The organism is Candidatus Poriferisodalis sp., assembly GCF_965203655.1.
GTDB lineage: Bacteria > Actinomycetota > Acidimicrobiia > Acidimicrobiales > Poriferisodalaceae > Poriferisodalis.
The window spans coordinates 192,016-210,513 of the sequence record NZ_CBDBDD010000006.1 but is presented as its reverse complement, the minus strand read 5'-3'; the positions used below and the strand labels follow the sequence as shown (position 1 = coordinate 210,513).

General features: G+C 66.7%; 18 protein-coding genes. 10 read left to right on the top strand and 8 right to left on the bottom strand.

What is annotated here, in order from left to right; all coding sequences use genetic code 11:
- The 8 genes from ACOGW9_RS06955 (at position 1) to ACOGW9_RS06920 (ending at position 9,242) form a co-directional block, all read left to right on the top strand.
- Positions 1 to 1,374: an aminotransferase class III-fold pyridoxal phosphate-dependent enzyme gene (locus ACOGW9_RS06955; protein WP_419909692.1), complete on the top strand. Its 1,374-nt coding sequence runs from the start codon at positions 1 to 3 to the stop codon at positions 1,372 to 1,374.
- Between the two features lie 34 nt (positions 1,375 to 1,408).
- Positions 1,409 to 2,401 carry an ABC transporter substrate-binding protein gene (locus ACOGW9_RS06950; protein ID WP_419909690.1) on the top strand — a complete coding sequence of 331 codons (993 nt, stop codon included), beginning with the start codon at positions 1,409 to 1,411 and terminating at the stop codon, positions 2,399 to 2,401.
- A 711-nt stretch (positions 2,402 to 3,112) separates the two neighbouring features.
- Entirely contained in the window at positions 3,113 to 3,886 is a 774-nt protein-coding gene (locus ACOGW9_RS06945; protein WP_419910152.1) for an ATP-binding cassette domain-containing protein, read from the top strand.
- Positions 3,886 to 4,947: an ABC transporter permease gene (locus ACOGW9_RS06940; RefSeq protein WP_419909688.1), complete on the top strand. Its 1,062-nt coding sequence runs from the start codon at positions 3,886 to 3,888 to the stop codon at positions 4,945 to 4,947. The genes ACOGW9_RS06945 and ACOGW9_RS06940 overlap by 1 nt, the downstream gene beginning before the upstream one ends.
- A 71-nt stretch (positions 4,948 to 5,018) precedes the next feature.
- On the top strand, positions 5,019 to 5,873 hold the full coding sequence (locus tag ACOGW9_RS06935; RefSeq protein ID WP_419909686.1) for a phosphate acyltransferase: 855 nt from the start codon (positions 5,019 to 5,021) through the stop codon (positions 5,871 to 5,873).
- A gap of 101 nt (positions 5,874 to 5,974) precedes the next feature.
- The gene (locus ACOGW9_RS06930; protein ID WP_419909684.1) at positions 5,975 to 6,598 is read left to right on the top strand and encodes a WHG domain-containing protein; all 624 of its coding nucleotides are present in this window, start codon (positions 5,975 to 5,977) and stop codon (positions 6,596 to 6,598) included.
- Positions 6,599 to 6,718: 120 nt separating this feature from the next.
- Positions 6,719 to 8,485: a sulfoacetaldehyde acetyltransferase gene (gene xsc, locus ACOGW9_RS06925; protein ID WP_419909682.1), complete on the top strand. Its 1,767-nt coding sequence runs from the start codon at positions 6,719 to 6,721 to the stop codon at positions 8,483 to 8,485.
- A 4-nt stretch (positions 8,486 to 8,489) separates the two neighbouring features.
- The gene (locus tag ACOGW9_RS06920) at positions 8,490 to 9,242 is read left to right on the top strand and encodes a hypothetical protein (RefSeq protein ID WP_419909680.1); all 753 of its coding nucleotides are present in this window, start codon (positions 8,490 to 8,492) and stop codon (positions 9,240 to 9,242) included.
- Positions 9,243 to 9,372: 130 nt separating this feature from the next.
- Here the strand turns inward: ACOGW9_RS06920 and ACOGW9_RS06915 are convergent, their stop codons facing one another.
- The 6 genes from ACOGW9_RS06915 to ACOGW9_RS06890 form a co-directional block, all read right to left on the bottom strand.
- Positions 9,373 to 10,497 carry a transporter substrate-binding domain-containing protein gene (locus ACOGW9_RS06915; RefSeq protein ID WP_419909678.1) on the bottom strand — a complete coding sequence of 375 codons (1,125 nt, stop codon included), beginning with the start codon at positions 10,495 to 10,497 and terminating at the stop codon, positions 9,373 to 9,375.
- 37 nt (positions 10,498 to 10,534) lie between these two features.
- A complete protein-coding gene (locus ACOGW9_RS06910; RefSeq protein ID WP_419909676.1) occupies positions 10,535 to 11,056 on the bottom strand; it encodes a superoxide dismutase family protein in 522 nt (173 codons plus the stop codon).
- Between the two features lie 155 nt (positions 11,057 to 11,211).
- Positions 11,212 to 12,204: an LLM class flavin-dependent oxidoreductase gene (locus ACOGW9_RS06905; protein ID WP_419910150.1), complete on the bottom strand. Its 993-nt coding sequence runs from the start codon at positions 12,202 to 12,204 to the stop codon at positions 11,212 to 11,214.
- A 414-nt stretch (positions 12,205 to 12,618) separates the two neighbouring features.
- Positions 12,619 to 12,936: a hypothetical protein gene (locus ACOGW9_RS06900; protein WP_419909674.1), complete on the bottom strand. Its 318-nt coding sequence runs from the start codon at positions 12,934 to 12,936 to the stop codon at positions 12,619 to 12,621.
- Between the two features lie 546 nt (positions 12,937 to 13,482).
- Positions 13,483 to 14,619, bottom strand: coding sequence for a nucleotidyltransferase (locus ACOGW9_RS06895; RefSeq protein ID WP_419909672.1), 1,137 nt, complete (start codon positions 14,617 to 14,619; stop codon positions 13,483 to 13,485).
- Entirely contained in the window at positions 14,612 to 15,616 is a 1,005-nt protein-coding gene (locus tag ACOGW9_RS06890; RefSeq protein WP_419909670.1) for a CBASS cGAMP-activated phospholipase, read from the bottom strand. The genes ACOGW9_RS06895 and ACOGW9_RS06890 overlap by 8 nt, the downstream gene beginning before the upstream one ends.
- Before the next feature lie 216 nt (positions 15,617 to 15,832).
- Here ACOGW9_RS06890 and ACOGW9_RS06885 point away from each other — a divergent pair, with 216 nt between their 5' ends.
- Entirely contained in the window at positions 15,833 to 17,212 is a 1,380-nt protein-coding gene (locus ACOGW9_RS06885; RefSeq protein WP_419909668.1) for an AAA family ATPase, read from the top strand.
- Between the two features lie 29 nt (positions 17,213 to 17,241).
- A complete protein-coding gene (locus tag ACOGW9_RS06880; protein WP_419909666.1) occupies positions 17,242 to 17,829 on the top strand; it encodes an RloB family protein in 588 nt (195 codons plus the stop codon).
- Between the two features lie 105 nt (positions 17,830 to 17,934).
- Here ACOGW9_RS06880 and ACOGW9_RS06875 read toward each other — a convergent pair whose 3' ends face one another.
- Both ACOGW9_RS06875 and ACOGW9_RS06870 read right to left on the bottom strand, forming a co-directional pair.
- The gene (locus ACOGW9_RS06875; protein WP_419909664.1) at positions 17,935 to 18,234 is read right to left on the bottom strand and encodes a hypothetical protein; all 300 of its coding nucleotides are present in this window, start codon (positions 18,232 to 18,234) and stop codon (positions 17,935 to 17,937) included.
- Positions 18,235 to 18,483, bottom strand: coding sequence for a hypothetical protein (locus ACOGW9_RS06870; protein WP_419909662.1), 249 nt, complete (start codon positions 18,481 to 18,483; stop codon positions 18,235 to 18,237).
- Positions 18,484 to 18,498 lie beyond the last annotated feature (15 nt).

The following is an 18,498-nucleotide window of genomic DNA, read 5'->3' as shown; positions in this document are numbered from 1 at the left end:
ATGTCGGACGACCGGGAGCTGGCTCGCCGCCATCTCGTACCTCACTTCACGTCTGCGGGCACTTGGAACGCCGACGATCTCGTAGTGATCGAACGCGGCGAGGGCTGCTATCTCACCGACGCCGACGGCAACGAATACCTCGACGGGCTCGCCGGCCTGTTCTGCACCAACCTCGGCCACGGCCGAAGCGACCTGACCGCAGCCGCCGCCAAGCAGATGGACCAGCTGGCGTTCTACTCCAACTGGGGGTTCGCCCATCCCGCCGCGATCGAGGCGGCGGCGATGATCGCCGAGTTTGCGCCCGCCGACCTCGACCGGGTGTTCTTCGTGAACTCAGGATCCGAGTCGGTGGAGTCGGCGATCAAGCTGGCCCGCTGCTTCCACCTGGCCAACGGCGAGGAGCAGCGCCACAAGGTGATCGCCCGCAAGATGGCGTATCACGGCACCACCCTCGGCGCCCTCGCGCTGACCGGCATTCCCCGGGTGCGCGACCCGTTCCTGCCGATGATCACCGACACGGTCCGCCATGTGGCCAACACGCTGGACTGGCACCTCGAACCGGGCCAGTCGGTCGCCGATCTGCCGTGCGTGACCGAGGTCGAGGAAGCCATCGTGGCCGAAGGCCCCGAGACCGTCTCGATGGTGATCGCCGAGCCGGTCCAGAACGGCCGCGGCGCGCTCGTGCCGCCCGACGGCTACTGGCAGGAACTGCGCCGCATCTGCGACACCTACGGCGTGGTGCTGTGCGCCGACGAGGTGATCAACTCCTTCGGTCGCCTCGGCTACTGGTTCGGGAGCGAACGCTTCGGCGCCGAGCCCGACATCATCACGTTCGCGAAGGGCGTCACCAGCGCCTACGCCCCCCTGGGCGGCATCGTCGCCAGGGATTCGCTGGTCGAGCGCGTGTGGGACTCGCCGCTGGCGATGTTCACCCACGGCTCCACCTTCGGCGCCCACCCGGTTGCCACCGCGGTCGCCGTGGCAAACATGACCGCCATGCGCGACGAAGACGTGTTCGCCGGGGTGCTGGCGAACGAGGCGCACCTGGCCGGCGGGCTGGCCGACCTGATGGACGCCCACGCCTGCGTCAAGGAGATCCGCGGGGCCGGCTACTTCTACGCGGTGGAGTTGATGTTCGACCGGGCGTCGGGCACCGAGCTCACCGAGGAGCAGTTCGCATCGCTGCTGCCCGGCGGCGTGCTGGACGGCTTCGTCCGGTCCGAACGGGTGCTGGTGCGGCCCGACGCCCGGGGCGCCGCCATGATCATGATCGCGCCGCCGCTGGTGGCCGACGTTGCCGTAATCGACGACCTGCTGAGCCGGGTCGACAAGGTGCTGGACCGCACGAGCGGTTGGCTCCATGCCTCGAGGTGAGGCAGAACACATCCATCAACATGGAGGGACCCCAATGAAACGACTACTGGCATTGGCCGCAGTGCTCGCGCTTGCCGCTGCCGCGTGTGGCGGCGATGACGCACCCGAGGAGCTGAACGTCGCCTACTTCTTGGAGTGGCCGACGGCCAACCAGGTAGCCCAGCTCGAGGAGACCTACGACGACGAGCTCGGCGTGACGGTGAACTGGATCCCGTTCGCCTCAGGCGGCGACATGGCCCAGGCGATGGAAGCCGGAGACATTGACATCTCCTACTCCCAGGGCCTGACACCGTTCGCCAACTTCGTGACCGGCGGCTCTGATCTGCTGCTGATCGGCGTGGCAGTGAGCTACGCCGACGCAGACAACTGCGTCGCCCATCCCGACTACGGGGTCACCGCCGACAACGCGGCCGACACACTGGCGGGCCAGAGCATCTACACGCCGCTGGGCAACGTGACGCACTTCAAGCTGCTGAAGATGCTCGAGCATCTCGGCGTGGACACCTCCACGGTCGAGCTGATCCAGTCCGAGGGCGGCCCCGCGGCCGTCGCGGCCCTGGACTCGGGCGAAGTGGCGATGGCGTGCGCATTCGGCGGAGCCGTCAACGAGATGATCGCCAACGGCGGCAACCTGGTGATGACCGGTTCGGAGCAGGAGGCCATCGGCATCCGCGTCTTCGACATCATCTCCACCACCGGAGACTTCGCGGAGACCTATCCCGACGTCCTGACGACCTTCCTGCAGGTCACCGAGGACGCCAACCGGGCCTACAACCGCGACCGGGCGCCGTTGATCGACACCATCGCCGAGGCTGCGGGCATGGACCGCGCACCGACGATCGCCCTGCTGGATGCCTTCTCGTTCCCCGAGAAGGACGTGCAGCTGTCTGAGGCGTGGCTCGGCGGGACCGTGCAGCAGGTGATGAAGGACCAGATGGACTTCTTCGTCGCCCAGGGCGAGATCGCCTCGGCGCTGTCCAGCTACGCGAACTTCGTCGACACGAGCTTCCTCGAAGGCGTCGAGTAGCAGAGCAGGTAATGGGCGGGCGCCGTCCCTCCCCAGGCGCCCGCCCATATCTGCACCAACGGGCATGATTGCTCAGGGCCGCCACCCACACAGCGGATTCAACGGCACGGCATGGACTCAATAGTCGACGTACTCGCAGACATCTACGACGGCATCACGTACGTGGTGGCGCGGGGTGCCTACTGGATCTCGATTGTGTTCCTGTTCGTCGCCGGGCTCGGGGTGGCGGCCATGATCGTCGACCTGCTCATCACCCCGTCGCGCCGCTTCAAGCAGGCGGACCGGGCCGCGCATCCCACCAACGGGATGATCTTCATCGGCCAGCTCATGGCCGGAGTGGCGTTCGCGGGCGGCGTGGTGCTGATCTTCCGCGACACGGCATCGCCGTGGCAGCCGGCGGCGGCGCTGGTCGGCGGGGTCGCCTTGATGGCGCTGCTGGTTGCCTACCGCCGGGCCGACGAGGCACGCCAGGCGGCGCTGGTTCGCTACCTGTGGCTGTCGCTGGCCGCGAGCTCCGCCGTGGCCGTGGTACTGGCGATCATGCAGATCGAGGGCAGCTCGATCGTCTACCTGGGTCTGCTCGCCGTGGCGTGCCTGCAGGCCCGGGCCTGGCTGGTGCTGGCCCGCCCCGAGGTGCGCTTCGACGCCTCCGAGGTGGAGATCACCGAGGAGTCCCGCACCGAGACCCCGCTGGTCGTGGAGCACCTCGGGATGGTGTACGAGCTGCCCGACGGCGGGACCGTGGAGGCGCTCAAGGATGTGTCGTTCACCCTCGAGCCGGGCCGGCTGCTGACGCTGCTGGGGCCGTCGGGGTGCGGCAAGACCACGCTGCTCAACATCATCGCCGGGTTCCTGGCGCCCACATCGGGCGAGGCCAAGCTCGGCGACACGCCGATCACCGGCCCGAGCCAGGACCGCGGCATGGTGTTCCAGCAGGGTGCGCTATTCGAGTGGCTGAGCGTCAACGACAACGTGGGCTTCGGCGCCCGCATGAACGGCCGCTCCCGGCCGGCCTCGCGTGAGGCGGTGCAGGAGCTGCTGCGCATCGTGGGCCTGTCGGAGTTCGGCGACAAGGCCGTCTACGAGCTCTCGGGCGGCATGCAGCAGCGGGTGGCGCTGGCCCGGTGCCTGGCCAACGACCCCACGATCATCCTCATGGATGAGCCGCTCGGGGCGCTCGACGCGCTGACCCGCGAGAAGATGCAGAGCCTGGTGCTCAACCTGTGGAACCAGACCGGCAAGACGATCGTGCTGGTGACCCACAGCGTGGAGGAGGCGCTGTACCTCGGCGACCAGCTCTTCGTGATGGCGCCCCGCCCGGGCCGCATCGAACGGGTCTACGACCTGCCCTTCGCCCAGCAGGCGCTCACCGCCGATGCCCGTGAGCTGAAGGCGTCGCCGGAGTTCATCGAAGCCCGCGAGGAGATCCTCTCGCTCATCTGGGAGATGGAGGAACAGATCATGGGCACCGGGGAGGGCGGCTGATGGCCGAAGGACCCGGCGGGCACGCACTCGACGACAACATCGACCAGCAGAACCGGATCGCCAACTGGCCCTTCAACTGGCTGTTCTCGAAGCGCGGCCAGGGCACCCGCAAGACGGTCACCTTCGGCGACGCCGCCGAGGTGAGCGGGGCGCTGAGGTGGACCGTCGTCAGCCTCATCGTCATCTTGGTGCTGTGGTTCATCTCCACCACGGTGTGGGGGCTGCCCCAGCAGTGGTACGACCACGCGGACGAGGTCCGTGCCGGGCTGTCGGCGGACGAGAGCTACGGCCAGCGAGACCTGCTGCGCGACTGCGACGCCGCCGAGGACGATCCCTCGCTGTTCCCCGAACTGCCGGCGTGCTCGTACACGCAGTGGCTCAGCGAATCCACGCTGCCCAGTCCGATCCAGGTGTGGGATGCCTCCTGGGACTTCGCCCGCAACGGCTACAGCGGGTTCACCCTCTGGCAGCACCTGTGGCTGAGCTTCAGCCGTCTGGCCAAGGGGCTGTTCTGGGGCGTGGTCATCGGGGTGCCGATCGGCTTGGCGATGGGGCTGTCCAGCCGCTGGCGGGGCATCTTCGACCCGGTCGTAGAGCTGCTGCGACCCATCCCGCCGCTCGCGCTGATTCCGCTGTTCATCGTGTGGTTCGGCATCGGCGAGGAGGGCAAGGTCAACCTGCTGTTGTTCGCTGCGATCTGGATCATGGTGATCGCGGCCAGATCGGGCGTACTCGCTGTCAACACCACCAAGGTGCACGCCGCCTACTCGCTGGGCGCGTCCAAGGCCCAGGTGCTGCGCCACGTGATCCTGCCCAATGCGCTGCCCGAGATCTTCACCGGGCTGCGGGTGGCCATCGGGGTGTGCTGGGGGACGCTCGTGGCTGCCGAGCTGCTGGGCGCCAGCTCGGGGCTCGGCTTCACCATCTTCAAGGCCCGGCAGTTCTTCCTGCTCGATCTCATGCTCTCGGCCGTCATCCTCATCAGCATCCTGGGCGTGACCATGGACGTGGCGATGCGCATGGCGGAGAAGCGGCTGATCCCCTGGCGGGGCAAGGGTTGACAACCCCCGAGCCGGCCGCTGGCCGGGAACCTGTCGCCGAGTCGTGGCGGCGTCAAGCACGAGCGGCGCAGATGCGGGTGGTGCTCGCCGATGGGGCAGATGAGCGTGCCCGGGTCGCGGCGGCCCGGCTGGCTGCGGAGGGACTGGCCGATCCGGTGCTGCTCGAAGACGCTGCGAGTGCGTGTTCGCCGGCGGTGCGGGCCCAGGCTGAGGCATCGCCGTTTCGCGAGCGCATCGATCTGCACGACCCGCTCCATGTGGCGGCGCTCATGGTGGCCGCGGGCGAGGCCGATGCCTGCGTCGGCGGTGCCAGCCGTGCGTCTGCCGACGTGGTGCGGGCGGCGCTGTTCTGCATCGGCCCGGCGCCCGGCATCGACACCATCAGCAGTTGCTTCTTGATGGTGCTGGCCAACGGAACGCCGATCACCTACGGCGACTGCGGCGTGATCCCCGAACCCGACGCCGAGCAGCTCGCCTCGATCGCCATGGCAACCGCGGCCACGCACGCCCAGCTCACCGGTGACACGCCGCGGGTGGCGATGCTGTCGTACTCCACCAAGGGCAGCGCCGAGGGTGCGGGTGTGGATCGGGTGCGCGCTGCCACACGGCTCGTGCGCGAGCGGATGGGCTCGCTGGCCATCGACGGCGAGCTGCAGTTCGACGCGGCTTGGGATAGCGGCGTGGCTGCGGCCAAGGCCCCCGACTCGGAAGTCGCGGGCCGGGCCAACGTGTTCATCTTCCCCGACCTCGATGCGGGCAACATCGCCTACAAGATCACCGAGCGGCTGGCCGGCGCCCGGGCCTACGGTCCGCTGCTGCAGGGGACCGCGCGGGTGATGCACGATCTGTCGCGCGGCTGCGACGCGGACGACATCGTGTCGGTGGCGCTGATCGCGGCCTGCCAGGCCGCGCAGGGCCGCCAGTAGCGTCCGCTATATCTAACAGTTTCGATATAGCTGCTAACTTCCGCGTGAGAGTGCCGTGCAATCGGCTTCGGCAGCGGCGCAGCGACAGGAAGCGGGGCGGCATGGTCGGACGCAACGGGGACCGCTCCATAGCCCGCCGACCGCTGGACCGCGGCAAGGTCGTCGCAGCCGCCGCCGAGATTGCCGATGCCGAGGGGCTCGACAAGATGACCCTGACGCGGGTCGCCGCAGGACTGGGCGTCCGTCAGCCGGCCCTGTATCGCCACATCGACGGGTACGACGATCTGCTGCGCAGCCTCAGCCTGCAGGGCCGCGAGATACTTGCCCAGCGGTTGACCGACGCCGCCGTCGGCCTGTCGGGTGACGACTCGGTCGCCGCGGTGGGTCACGCCTGGCGGGCGATGGTGCGAGACCATCCCGGCATTTACGCCGCCACCGACCGCTACCCGTGCGCCGGCGATGCCGAGCTGGAGGCCGCGGTCGAGCGTGTGCTGGCCGTGCTCGGGCAGACCCTGAGGGGCTACGACCTCAGCCCCGAAGACCGGGTGCACGCGGCCCGCACGATGCGCAGTGCGTTCCACGGGTTCAGCCACCTCGAGTCGGGCGACGGTCACCCCCTGCCGCACGACCCCGAGGACACCTTCGAGCATCTGGTCCAGCTGCTGTGCGCCGGCATTCACCGGCTCTCGCGTACCCCTGCAGGTGCCTCAAAGGGCGCGCGATAACTGCGTCATCCGCCCCTGCTCAACCTCTGTTCGACGCCTTCCGCTATCGGTTATAAGCTCTAACACGGCGGCGGGGTGGGCGTCGATCAGTCGGGAATTCGTTCAACGAAGGGTGAAGACATGACCCGCATGACCCCTAGCGAAGCGTTCGTGGAGACGATGGCGGCCCACGGGGTCGACACCATCTTCGGCATCATGGGCAGCGCGTTCATGGACGCCATGGACATCTTCGAGCCGGCCGGGATCGAGCTAGTGCCGGTGGTGCACGAGCAGGGCGCCGCCCACATGGCCGACGGCTTCAGCCGCGTCAGCGGCCGCCACGGCGTGGTGATCGGCCAGAACGGGCCGGGCATCTCCAACTGCGTGACGGCGGTCGCCGCTGCGTTCTGGGCGCACAGCCCGGTGGTTGTCATCACCCCCGAGACCGGCACGATGGGCATCGGCCTGGGCGGCTTCCAAGAGGCCAACCAGCTCCCGATGTTCGAGGAGTTCACCAAGTACCAGGGCCATGTCAACAACGAGCACCGCATGGCCGAGCTGACCGGCCGGTGCTTCGACCGGGCGCTGTCGGAAATGGGGCCGACGCAGCTCAACATTCCCCGTGACCGCTTCTACGGCGACATCGACGTGGAGATCCCCCAGCCGCAGATCGTCGATCGGGGCCCCGGCGGCGAGCGCACGCTCAACGAGGCTGCCGACCTGCTGGCCCGGGCCGAGTTTCCGGTGATGATCTCCGGCGGCGGCGTGGTGATGGGCGATGCCATGGCTGAGACGATTGCGCTGGCCGAGCGGCTGGGCTGCCCGGTGGTCAACAGCTACCTGCACAACGATTCGTTCCCGGCGTCGCATCCGCAGTGGTGCGGGCCGCTGGGGTACCAGGGCTCGAAAGCGGCGATGCGGCTGATCTCGCGGGCCGATGTGGTGCTGGCGCTGGGCACCCGGCTCGGACCGTTCGGCACGCTGCCCCAGCACGGGCTGGAGTACTGGCCCGATGAGGCCAAGATCATCCAGGTGGATGCCGATGCCACGATGCTCGGCTTGGTCAAGCGCATCGACGTGGGCATCTGCGGCGATGCGGGCGCGGCGGCCGTGGCGCTCACCCAGCGGCTGGCCGGCCGCGAGCTGGCGTGCGACGCCACCCGGGAGCAGCGGGCCGCGGAGCTCGCGGCCGACAAGGCCGACTGGGAAGCCGAGCTGGACGACTGGATCCACGAGATCGACGACTTCAGCGTCGACATGATCAAGCAGGCCGCGGAGGAGAGCTACAACTGGATGCATCCCCGCCAGGTGCTGCGCGAGCTCGAGAACGCCATGCCCGAGCGGGTGATGGTGTCGACCGACATCGGCAACATCAACTCGGTCGCCAACAGCTACCTGCGCTTCGAGGAGCCCCGATCGTTCCTCGCTCCGATGAGCTGGGGCAACTGCGGTTACGCGCTGCCCACGATGATCGGGGCCAAGAAGGCGGCGCCGGACCGGCCGGCGGTGGCCTATGCGGGCGACGGGGCGTGGGCCATGAGCATGGTGGAGATCATGACGGCGGTGCGCCACAACATCCCGGTCACCGCCGTGGTGTTCCACAACCGCCAGTGGGGCGCGGAGAAGAAGAACCAGGTCGACTTCTACGGCCGCCGGTTCGTGGCAGGCGAGCTGGATGGCGGCGAGAACTGGTCGGAGGTTGCCCAGGCCATGGGCGCCGAGGGCGTGCGCGTCAACCAGCTCGAGGATGTCGGCCCGGCGCTGGAGCGGGCCATCGACGCCCAGATGAACGGCGGCCGCACCACGGTGATCGAGGCGATGTGCACGATGGAGCTGGGCGACCCGTTCCGCAAGGATGCGCTCAAGCGCCCGATCCGCTTCCTGGACAAGTACGGCGAATACACCTGATCCCGTGCCGATCCGCAGGATTGCGGTTGCGTGCGGGCTGGCGCTGGCGACGATGCTGGTCGCCGGATGCGTCGAGGCCGCGTGGGATGTCGAGATACACGAGGACGGGTCGGGCACGTTCGAGTGGAGGTACACCTTCGACGACGCCGCGGTCCCATTCGATGCGGAAAGCGACGACGGCGACGACCTGACGCCGCATGCGGCGTGCGAGCGGTTTCTCAGGCGGTTCGACGGCGCCGGTCCGGTGCGGCCGCACATCGCTGCTGTGACGACGCGAGTCGAGACCCGTCACAGCGACGGCGTGTGCAGCTATGCCTCGAACATCACGTGGTCCGCGGACGAGTCAGAGGACGTGCTGGCCTCGCTTGCGTTGAATCAAGGCCCGGAAATCCGGCGCATCACCGGGGGCGGCTGGAGCTTCGACTTCGAGACTCGATTCGTCGATGAGTACCTGGCAGCCGGCGGGCCGCTGTTCGAAGCGGTCGGCGAGCTGCATCCGACGTTCACGCTGTCGTTGGCGCTGCCCGGCACGCTGGTCGAGAGCAACGCCGACACCACCGACGGGTCGACCCATGTCTGGGTCATCGACTTGGCCGAATTCGAGGGCATCCCCAAGGTGCTGCACGCCGAGTCGGCCACGGCCGGCGGCGGATTCCTGCCCCAGGTGATCGGGATTGCCCTGTTTGCGCTGGTGCTCGCACTCGCCGTGCGCTACCGCCTGAACAAGCGCCGCCGCGACCGAGCCGCCCGCTGGTAGCCGCCGGTGCAATCGTCGCGGTGCGGCCGGGTTACGTACAGCCCGAGCCGCCCGTCGCCAGTATCCAATTCACGTCGTTCGGTCTGCATGCGCCCCCCGAGCAGTCTGCGCGCCTGCACCGCAACCGCCCTCAGGCCGGGGGCTGCCACTGGCGGGCGCGCGTGGCGAAGACCGTGTTGTCGGCGAGCCAGTGGGTGATGCCGATACGGCCGTTGTCGGTGAGCCAGGCGACTGCGGAGTTGATCGCCGAACGCAGTTCGGCATTGGCTACGTCGATAGCGAAGCCGCCGTGCTCGACGGCGTGATCGAGTGCGGTGACTGCGAACTCCCCGTCTGAGTCGAACGCCGTGGCGGCATTGCCGATGGCGCCCCCGGCAACGGCATCCACGTCGCCGCGGGACAGCGCGTCGAGCAGCTCCTGCTCGCCCGCCGACTCGTCCGGATACACCACATCGGGCAGGTTCGGGTCAGCTGGCTCGATGCGGGTCCGGTGAGCGAGATCGGCCGAAGCACCGGCTGCCGTGATGCTGTGCCGCCCGTCATCACCGACGAGCACCACGCCTGCCGGCGTGTGGACACGGGTGCCTGGGGCAAGTCGGCCGTCGTCGGTGATATCGAGCAATTGCAGCAACCGTGCCTCGCCGGTAGTGCCGGTGAGCACGCCCACACGGTCGGTGGCGCGCAGGTCGCCGTGGCTCCGAATGCGCTCGGCATCGGCGGAACGCACCAGCAGCGACTGGCGGAACTCGATGTGCGGTTCGGTGAAGGCGATGACGGCGGCGCCATCGGCGTCACGCGTGCGGCTGTCGAGCGCGGTGATGCCGCCGCCAGTCATGTCGAAGGAATCCGACGCTGCCATGAGCCAGATGCCGGGCCACTCGGTGATCGGGCTTCGGACGAAACGCAGCCCGAACCCGTCCATCGCCTCGATGGCGCTCAGCAGGTCGGCTTCGTACCCGATGTGGCCGCCTCGGTCTGACTGCTGCTGGCCGCTGCCCGAAGCGTCATGTTCGCCGTGCTGATCGTTCTGGCCGTCGGCCAGCGCGCTCACCGGTTCGAAGTAGGCATAGAACCCGTACCGCACGAGTGTCTCTGCGGCGGGGCTGTCCGATTGCCGCTCCTGCGAGACCGGCGGTTTGCCGGTGCAACCCGTCAGCCCGGAGAATGCGAATAGTCCCGGCGCTGCGATGGCGGCCAGCCAGCGGCGCGGGCCAGCCTTGAGTGACGCAGGCCGGTCGGCCCTGCCCTGCGTCATGTGCAGCCCGAATGGCGGTTCGCCGGTGCCGGGCGGGTCAGCTTCGTTCGATCACGCCACAGGCCGCGCGGTCGCCGGCGCCGGGTTCGGCACCGTAGGAGTCGGGCTGGGCGTGAATGATGATGGCTGAGCCGTCGGCGTCGAACACCGTGGTGTCCGCGCCAGCCGCGAGCGTGACCTTGCTGGTGAAGACGTCTGCCCGAGCGCTGCCGTCGCTGGCGGCGTAGAGGTTGGGAAGATCACCGGCGTGCTGGTCATCGCCGTACATGAACCCGTGGCCGTGACCGCTGGGGGCGAAGTGGCCGCCGGCTGCGGAGAAGTCCGGTGTGCAAGCGCCCACATCGTGAATATGGAACCCGTGCGGACCCGGCGTCAGCCCGCTGACGTCGGCAGACACCAGCACGCCGTTCGGACCCTGCTCCAGGGTGACGGTGCCCATCGGCGATCCGTCGGGCCCAGCCATTGCCGCTGTCGCTCGCTGGCCGACGCCGGCGATCTCGTCGCCGTCGTCGCTGCTACAGGCGGCAAGCCCTGACAAGGCGAGGAGCCCCGCCGCCAACGCAGTGATCGTTCTCCGAAAGCGCATACCCGGTCCTGACTGTTTCTCCAGCTGCAAGCGCCGACCACGCTAGGCCACGGCGAACCGGGTACCCGGGAGTCAATTGACGGCGGAGTGCGGCACCGCAGTGGCGGCGAACCTCCTCGGCGCCGCGGCTAGGCGGCGTTGACCTGAGGCAGGATCTCGTCGTTGAGCTGGCGGAGATCTTCCAGCGTCTTCGAGACCGGCACATCGGCGAACGGCGGCCAGATGAGCGGCATGGTCATGCCGGCAGCCTTCAGCTCGATCAGGTTCTGCGTGATCTGGTCGGCGGTGCCCGCCAGCAGGTTCGTCAGCTTGCCGTTGCGGGCCTGATCGGTCGGCTCGTCGGTGATCACGAACCAGCACATGCTGGAGATCTCCATGTCGTCCACGCTGTGCGACCCGCCGAGCTTGTCGAGCTCCTCGCCGATCGCGCTGAGCCACTGCGTCAATTCCTCGGGCGTGTCCTGGATGCCGATCCAGCCGGCGAGGTTGTACTGGGCCACTCGCTTCGCCGAGATGGCCGGGCTGCGCAGGCCACTCATGAAGATCGGCGGATGCGGATCCTGCAGCGGCTTGTGGCCGAAGCCGCTGGGGCCGAAGTCTGCGAATTCGCCGTGGTACTCGAACAGCTCGTTCGTCCAGATGCCCAGGCAGATCTCGATGGTCTCGCGCACGTGCTTGTGCCGCTTGGGGAACAGGTGCGATGCGCTCGCGGCAGCGAACTCTTCGGGCATCCAGCCCGAGCCGACGCCCACGTTCACTCGCCCGCCCGACAGGTGATCCACCGTGGCGATCTCGGCGGCGAACACGCCGGGCGAGCGGTATGGCGTGTCGGTGATGCTCATGCCGATCCGGCACTTCGAGGTCTTCGCAGCGAGCCAAGGAATGAGCGGCCAGCCCTGGAACCACTGACCGCGGGCCGAAACGGGGAGCTGCGTGGGGAACTGCTCCATCATCCCGAACGGGTACTGGAGCTCCCCGCGATCGGATGACTCCGGCACGACGATGCGGTCGAGCGTCCAGATCGAATCGAAGTCGAGTTCCTCGGCGAGGTCGGTGAGCTCTTCGAGTTCCTGGACGGTCACGCGGTCGCGGAAGTTCGGCAAGTACAGCGCCAGCTTCATGTCCGCCATGTCAGTTTCCCCCTGTGTGTGGTCAACACCGAGCGTCGGCGCCGACGCGACGAACGTTAGGAACCGCGTGTCGTCGCGGTCAAGACGGATGAGATGCGCTACTCCGCCAGCCGGCGTCCGCCAGCAACTCGGAACGTCAGCTCGTTGCAGCGACCGTCGCCGGCATTGCGCCGGCAACACTGCTCAGAGGAAATCGCACTGCTTAGCCGAGTGCGGTGGCTATGCTCACTACCTAGACCACCCGGCCCTTGAGGGGCCGGGTTTTCATTTGCCTGCCAGCCAGTCGGTTTGGACAGGGTGCCGTTCAGGAGTACATCTCGAAGCGGCCGTCGCACATGGTGAAGCACAGCCTCGAAAGCAAGTCCATGCCGGCCACGATGTCGGTGTTGAACGTTGTCACCCGTGTCAGGCCAGGGCGGCGGCCATGATGCCCAGTTCGATCGGCTCGGAACGGATCTCTTGGGTGGTGAAGTTTCCGACTCCGCAGCGTGCGTTGCCGGCGGTTCGTGCTTCGCGAATGCTCGCGTAGGTGCCGATGAGCTGGCCGTCGTGCAGCACGGCGAACTGCCCGAGATGGCCTGCTTCGAGTTCTGCCCGCATGGCTTCGAAGGCTGCGTAGTTCTTCAGCACATCGGCTCGTTTGATCGCGGCCTCCGAGGTTGCGGCGCTGAACTGCACGGTAGCGACGCCGGCACGCGTGTCCCGGAACCACCGACGCTTCATCCGGCCACATCGGTGCAGGCAAGTCCGTGGGCAACGTAACTGTGGCTCAATCGGGATCCGATGTTCGGATTGGACGCCGAGGCGGTAGGCGTACACGTAAGTGCCGACGACTTCGGCGTCGTCACGATGGCTTGGTGCGTTCAAGCGGCCTCGGTCTCGGGTTCGTGTCCGCCCCCGCTCCAGGTTCCTCCTGACGCAAGCCAGAGTTCGTAGTGCAACAACCACTCAGATGCCCAAGGGACGATCGTTGTCGTAATCAGGTCTTCAGGCCCCCATTCTTCGTGGAGGTGCAGGCACAGGTCACCGTCCTCAAAGGTGTGGGGCAGTTCCTTTCCCGGGATGCCCTCAAGGGGCGGTGATAGCACCTTGACTACCGGGCGGGAGTAGCCGTTGTATTCGACCCTCACGGTGTAGGACCTACTCAGTGGAGTGGGCTTGAGATCAAGGACGCAGACAAGTCCGGGCGGGCTGAATTGGATACGGGCGTCACTGAAGCGGCCGCGGAGGCCGAATGCCTGCTGAGCCAACGTGAGCCGCCGACGCACCTCAGGCCCGTCCGTAGAACTTGTGGGGCCGGACAGCGGCAGCTGGCCGAGCAGACCCCACCACCAAACCACCGGTACCAGCAGCGGAAGCGAGCTTGCCGCCCTCCCGGCTCGACCTGTAGGTCTGCCCCAAGTCTTGGGCCGACATGCGAACTTCGGGCCCAAAGGACGTTTCCAGACGGTCGACGACACTGTCGAGGCCACGGCAACCGGCAGCTTCGTTGAGATCTCGCTGCAACTGGGCGACCCACCCAAAGAAGGCCCTTGCCCTCTCCGGGTGCTCCCTCCACTTGTCGGCAAAGTTCTCCTGCGGCAATACGGGATTGGCGACCCAGATCACACCGTTGCGACTCTTGACGGACTGCGTCATGTGCGAAGCGATGTGCAGGACTGCCTCGAAGAGGTTGTCTTCACGTCCATATGCGAGGCCAGCGACGGTCGTCACGAGGATTGACGGCGGCTTCAGCGACTGTCGACCAGCGAAGTAGATGTCACGATGCCGCTTCAGCACTTGGACCGCCTGTTGCAGGGTCGTCTTGACCTCCCACACCGGTACATCGTCGATCTGAGCGGCCCGCTCATCAGCCAGCAGTGCGCGCCGCCGAATGAACTGGTCACGCATCTGGTCGTGGAACCAGGCAGCGAACCCGATGGGGTCGCTGCATTGCCACAGGTAGAGATCCCGATCGGTCAACCAGATGCCGGTGGGAGGGTTCTCTGGGCTCGGCAGTGCGGGCAGCACATCCATGTGGAAACTCGGCCACCGCAGGGTCCAGCATCGGCTGCCCTCCTTGAGACGTACGCCCGTGCTTGAGTGCGCCGCGTACTGCCCAAGCCGCTGCCCGGCGAATTGCTTGAGGTTCGCCTGCGTGGTCTGCTCCTTCGTGGCGGACACTCTGAGGACCAAGTCGATGTCGTAGTCCGAATCCGGCGCCGGCCGGATCACCGTCCCCAAGCGGAAGGAACCCTGCGGATAGATCAGCAGGTCCTTGTCCTCCTTCTCGTCCCCCGCACCGAGAAAGCGGGCAACGCTCTGGTACTTGGCGACTGCCTGGCGGTACATGTCGGGAGAGATGTCGAGCTGCGCAATCGCCCCCGTGAGCAGGGCTGCGAGCTGTTCTTCAGCGGAATCAAGCATGAGAAGCCTCCTTAGGCGTGGTTGGTGCTTGGTACGGAGTGGAAACGTGGTCGTAGAAGCGCTCTTGGACTCGCGGTGCAAATTGACGGGACTCGCTCGCGGCCCACGCGATCGCGTCATCGGCACGCAGACGGTCAAGGCGTAGGAGTCGGCGGGGTACTGGCGGGTTGATCCGCTCGACGTTGTCTGCGCCCAGCAAGAGCTGTGCAGCAGTGAAGGCGCCCGTCGATTGACCCGTCATGAGGATGTCGATCAATGCGGAATCGCGGATCCACTGGAAGGCACCGCCTCGCATGAGTGAGCGAGGCAGGCCTCGAAACTCGCTTGTCGTGCCGATGCTGAGCAGTCGAACGTTGGCGAGAGGAGCCCGCAGCAGGCTCATCGCTTCCACGACGCCCACCAAGCACGGATTGTTGGCCCAGACCCCACCGTCCACGAGCACGGTCCGGTCTTCGCTGAGAACGTGAGCGGGCAGATACGTCGGCGCTGCGGCAGTGGCACGCCCCACCTCCCACATCTGAACGCGCCAATCGCGCCGCAGACGGGGGTGGTGGGGTGTCTTGAGCAGGTAGACATCATTCCGGGTCATGTCGAAGGTGGGTATGACGAGGCGCACGCTGCTGTCACCAAGCAGCTTCTCGCCGAAGAGGCGTCGCAAAGCCGAATCGAGCGCCCGGCCGTTGTACTTGGACCGCGCGAGATGACGGATCGCTCGCACGCGCGGGGCCCGAAACACCTGAGGGCCTTCCTCGACGAAGAACTCGAGGATCGATCGGGCAGGTACGCCGGCACCGAGTGCCAAGGCGATGAGGCCGCCCGTGGACGTGCCCGTGACCAGGTCGAAGTGGTCAAGTACCGGCGAGTCCAAGTCCTCTTCAAGAGCCGTGAGCACTGCGGCGGAGAAGATCCCGCGGAGTCCGCCTCCGTCCAGGGACAAGACCTGACAGCGGCCTTCCCATGGTGGGGGGTAATCGGTTATTCCGTTGAGTATCGCCACGTCGGCTGGCTCCGTTCGTTGCGGAGAACCAGTCGGTCGCGTACTATCCGGGGCGTTCAAGCATGGATCGTGGCGACCGACAGGTCTCCAGATTCTGCAAGGGGTCGGCCGTATGGCCGGCCCCTCTTGGTTATGAGAACAATCTACCTCATCACACTGCTGTAACTACAAGGCTGCAATGGCCATCATCGCGCACAACGGCAACCCACGTCAAACTTGCTGCAAGTTTCCTGCAATAATGCGCCTGTGACGGGCCAAATCACAGTATCCCAGCCTTCTGTTCTCTTGACGTTCCGCGCGGACAACGCGCGCTCGTTCAGGGACGAACTCGAATTCTCGATGCTCGCTACCCGGTTGTCCGAGCGTCGCTTTGTCCGGCGTGTTGAGTGGCGAGAGGGCGGAACACCGATTCCGGTACTCCCAGCTGCTGGTGTGTTCGGCGCCAATGGCTCCGGCAAGAGCAACCTCCTCAAGGCGATGGACGACATGCGCGGGTGTGTCCTCCACTCATTTCGTCGTGGTGATCCTGAGGGCCGCATTCCCCGGAGGCCGTTTGTCCTGAACCGGGCGCGGCGGGCTGAGCCGACAGAGTTCGAGGTTGATCTCATCCTCAACGGGATCCGGCACATGTACGGCTTTTGCATCGACGACGAGCGCGTCCTCGACGAGTGGGCATTCCACTATCCCAAGGGGCGGCCAGCACTCATCTTCCGGCGATCTGACGAGAAGGTCGACGCTGGCAGTGTCGAGCGACAAAAGACTCGCGCAGTCCAAGAGCTGTTGCGGCCGAATGCGCTCTTCCTGTCGGCGGCAGCCTCCGCCAATCACGCAGCGCTCCTGCCGCTGTATCAGTGGTTCAGTCGCAATCTTGTGCTTGCTGAGGCAGATTCACGCCCGTTTCGACAAGCCCTGACCACCGACATGCTGGGCGACGAGGCGAGTCGTGATCGTGTGCTCGCGCTTCTGCAGGCGGCGGATCTCGGGATCGTTGATGCACGTAAGCAAGAACCCGATCCAGTGATGCAGGAACGCCTGCGACGAGCGATCCGAATCTTGGCAGGCACAGACGGCGAGTCCGACAGCGACGATGGGCCCGCATTTGAAGAGCTGGGCGTGCGCCTCGTCCACCGCGGCGCGGATGGGGAGGAGGTCGAACTGGACGCAGCGGATGAGTCCTTCGGGACCCGCGTTTGGTTCGGCCTCATCGGCCCGGTGGTGCAAGCCCTCGAAACAGGGTCGGTCTTCCTCGCAGACGAATTGGATGCGAGTCTCCATCCGGCACTTGCGGCAGAGCTTGTGCGTCTCTTCCAAGATCCGAATACCAACCCGCGGCGGGCGCAGCTGATCTTCAACTCGCACGACTCCACGCTGCTCGGTGATGCCGCCGGCGATCGACTCCTCGGGCGGGATCAGATCTGGTTCACGGAGAAGAGCGACGACGGCAGCACTCGCCTGTACCCACTCATGGAGCTTGAGCCGCGTAAGCAAGAGGCGATCGGCAAGCGGTACCTGGACGGCCGCTACGGGGCGACGCCGGTCCTCTCGCACGGGGAATTCGCATCGGCCGTGGCACTAGAGCCCGCAGGCGTCCATTGAGAAAGGGCAGCCCTGGGCGGCCACGCCGAGTGACGAGCAGCGCTGCCCGGCGGGAGATCCTTGTCTTCACGGAAGGGGAGAAAACCGAGGACGGTTACCTGCTTCCGTGGCGCCGGGCCTACCGCGATGCAGTGCTTCTCGAGATCGATCCGTTTCACGGGGTACCGCTGTCTCTGGTCGAACGGGCGGTAGCGACCAAGAAGGCGGAAGCACGCGATGAGCGACGTGGGCGCGGTCGAGCGCACGACGAGATCTGGTGTGTCTTCGACATCAATTCCCACCCCAATGTCCCCGAAGCCATCCAGCTGGCCGAGGCCCACGGCATCGGATTGGCGATTTCCAACCCGTGCATCGAGCTGTGGTTCATTCTCCACTTTCGAGACCAAACGGCATACCTCAGCCGCCACGAGGCGCAGTCGGCGGCGAGCGCATTGTTGGGCTGCGGCAAGACTCTCACGCGCCCGGCGATGGAGCTCTTGTACAACGGCTACAAGGACGCGCGAGACCGTGCGCGGCGTCTCGACGCAAAGCACGATGGGGACGGTTCACCGCCCGGGTCCAATCCGAGCTCGAGCGTGTGGTCGCTCATCGAGGCGATCCGGGCGCAGAGACTGTGACGGAATTCGCTCTGCATCCAGCTGCACGGAACTTCCGCCGAGGCGGCATCTCGTGGGGATGAGCGTCCTAGGTCTTGACGGCCGATCAGGCCGAACCTAGACCGCTCAGTCGGGGATCCAGTGTTCGGTTTTGATGCCGAGGCCGTCGGCGATGCGGTTGGCGTAGGCGTAGTAGCCGACCACTTCGGTGATGTCGAGGATGTCGCGGTCAGAGAAGTCGGCGTGGCGCAGGGCGTCGACGTCGGCGTCGTCCATGTCGGCGGGTGTGGTGGTGAGCTTGACGGCGTAGGCCAGCATGGCGGTGCGCTTGGGTGACAGCGGGGCGGTGGTCCAGTCGTGCTCGACGGCTGCGACCAGTTCGTCGTCGGCGATGAGGCGGCGCAGACCGCGCCGGTGGTGGACCACTCAGTAGTGGCAGTGGTTGGTGAGGCTGACGACCAGGGCGATGAGCTCGCGTTCGACCTTGCGCAGCGTGGCGGTGCCGGCCATGGCCGATTCGTAGATGCCTTGGTGTGCGGCCATGGAGCGGGGGTTGAGCGAGTGGACGGCCAGGATGTTGTCGACCCGGCGGTGGGTGGGGTCCACGACTCGGGGGTGCAGCTCGCCGAGCTCGCCGTCCCAGGAGTCGTCGGGGATCATCTCGATTCGCGCCATGAGCCAGCGTGACAC

Excerpts from the sequence above, each read along its gene's own strand:
- ACOGW9_RS06955 (WP_419909692.1), top strand. The coding sequence starts at position 1 with ATGTCGGACGACCGGGAGCTGGCTCGCCGCCATCTCGTACCTCACTTC.
- ACOGW9_RS06935 (WP_419909686.1), top strand. The coding sequence starts at position 5,019 with ATGCGGGTGGTGCTCGCCGATGGGGCAGATGAGCGTGCCCGGGTCGCG.
- ACOGW9_RS06870 (WP_419909662.1), bottom strand. The coding sequence starts at position 18,483 with ATGGCGCGAATCGAGATGATCCCCGACGACTCCTGGGACGGCGAGCTC.
- ACOGW9_RS06895 (WP_419909672.1), bottom strand. The coding sequence starts at position 14,619 with ATGCTTGATTCCGCTGAAGAACAGCTCGCAGCCCTGCTCACGGGGGCG.
- ACOGW9_RS06940 (WP_419909688.1), top strand. The coding sequence starts at position 3,886 with ATGGCCGAAGGACCCGGCGGGCACGCACTCGACGACAACATCGACCAG.
- ACOGW9_RS06930 (WP_419909684.1), top strand. The coding sequence starts at position 5,975 with ATGGTCGGACGCAACGGGGACCGCTCCATAGCCCGCCGACCGCTGGAC.
- ACOGW9_RS06950 (WP_419909690.1), top strand. The coding sequence starts at position 1,409 with ATGAAACGACTACTGGCATTGGCCGCAGTGCTCGCGCTTGCCGCTGCC.
- ACOGW9_RS06900 (WP_419909674.1), bottom strand. The coding sequence starts at position 12,936 with ATGAAGCGTCGGTGGTTCCGGGACACGCGTGCCGGCGTCGCTACCGTG.
- ACOGW9_RS06945 (WP_419910152.1), top strand. The coding sequence starts at position 3,113 with ATGGTGTACGAGCTGCCCGACGGCGGGACCGTGGAGGCGCTCAAGGAT.
- ACOGW9_RS06915 (WP_419909678.1), bottom strand. The coding sequence starts at position 10,497 with ATGACGCAGGGCAGGGCCGACCGGCCTGCGTCACTCAAGGCTGGCCCG.
- xsc (WP_419909682.1), top strand. The coding sequence starts at position 6,719 with ATGACCCGCATGACCCCTAGCGAAGCGTTCGTGGAGACGATGGCGGCC.
- ACOGW9_RS06905 (WP_419910150.1), bottom strand. The coding sequence starts at position 12,204 with ATGAAGCTGGCGCTGTACTTGCCGAACTTCCGCGACCGCGTGACCGTC.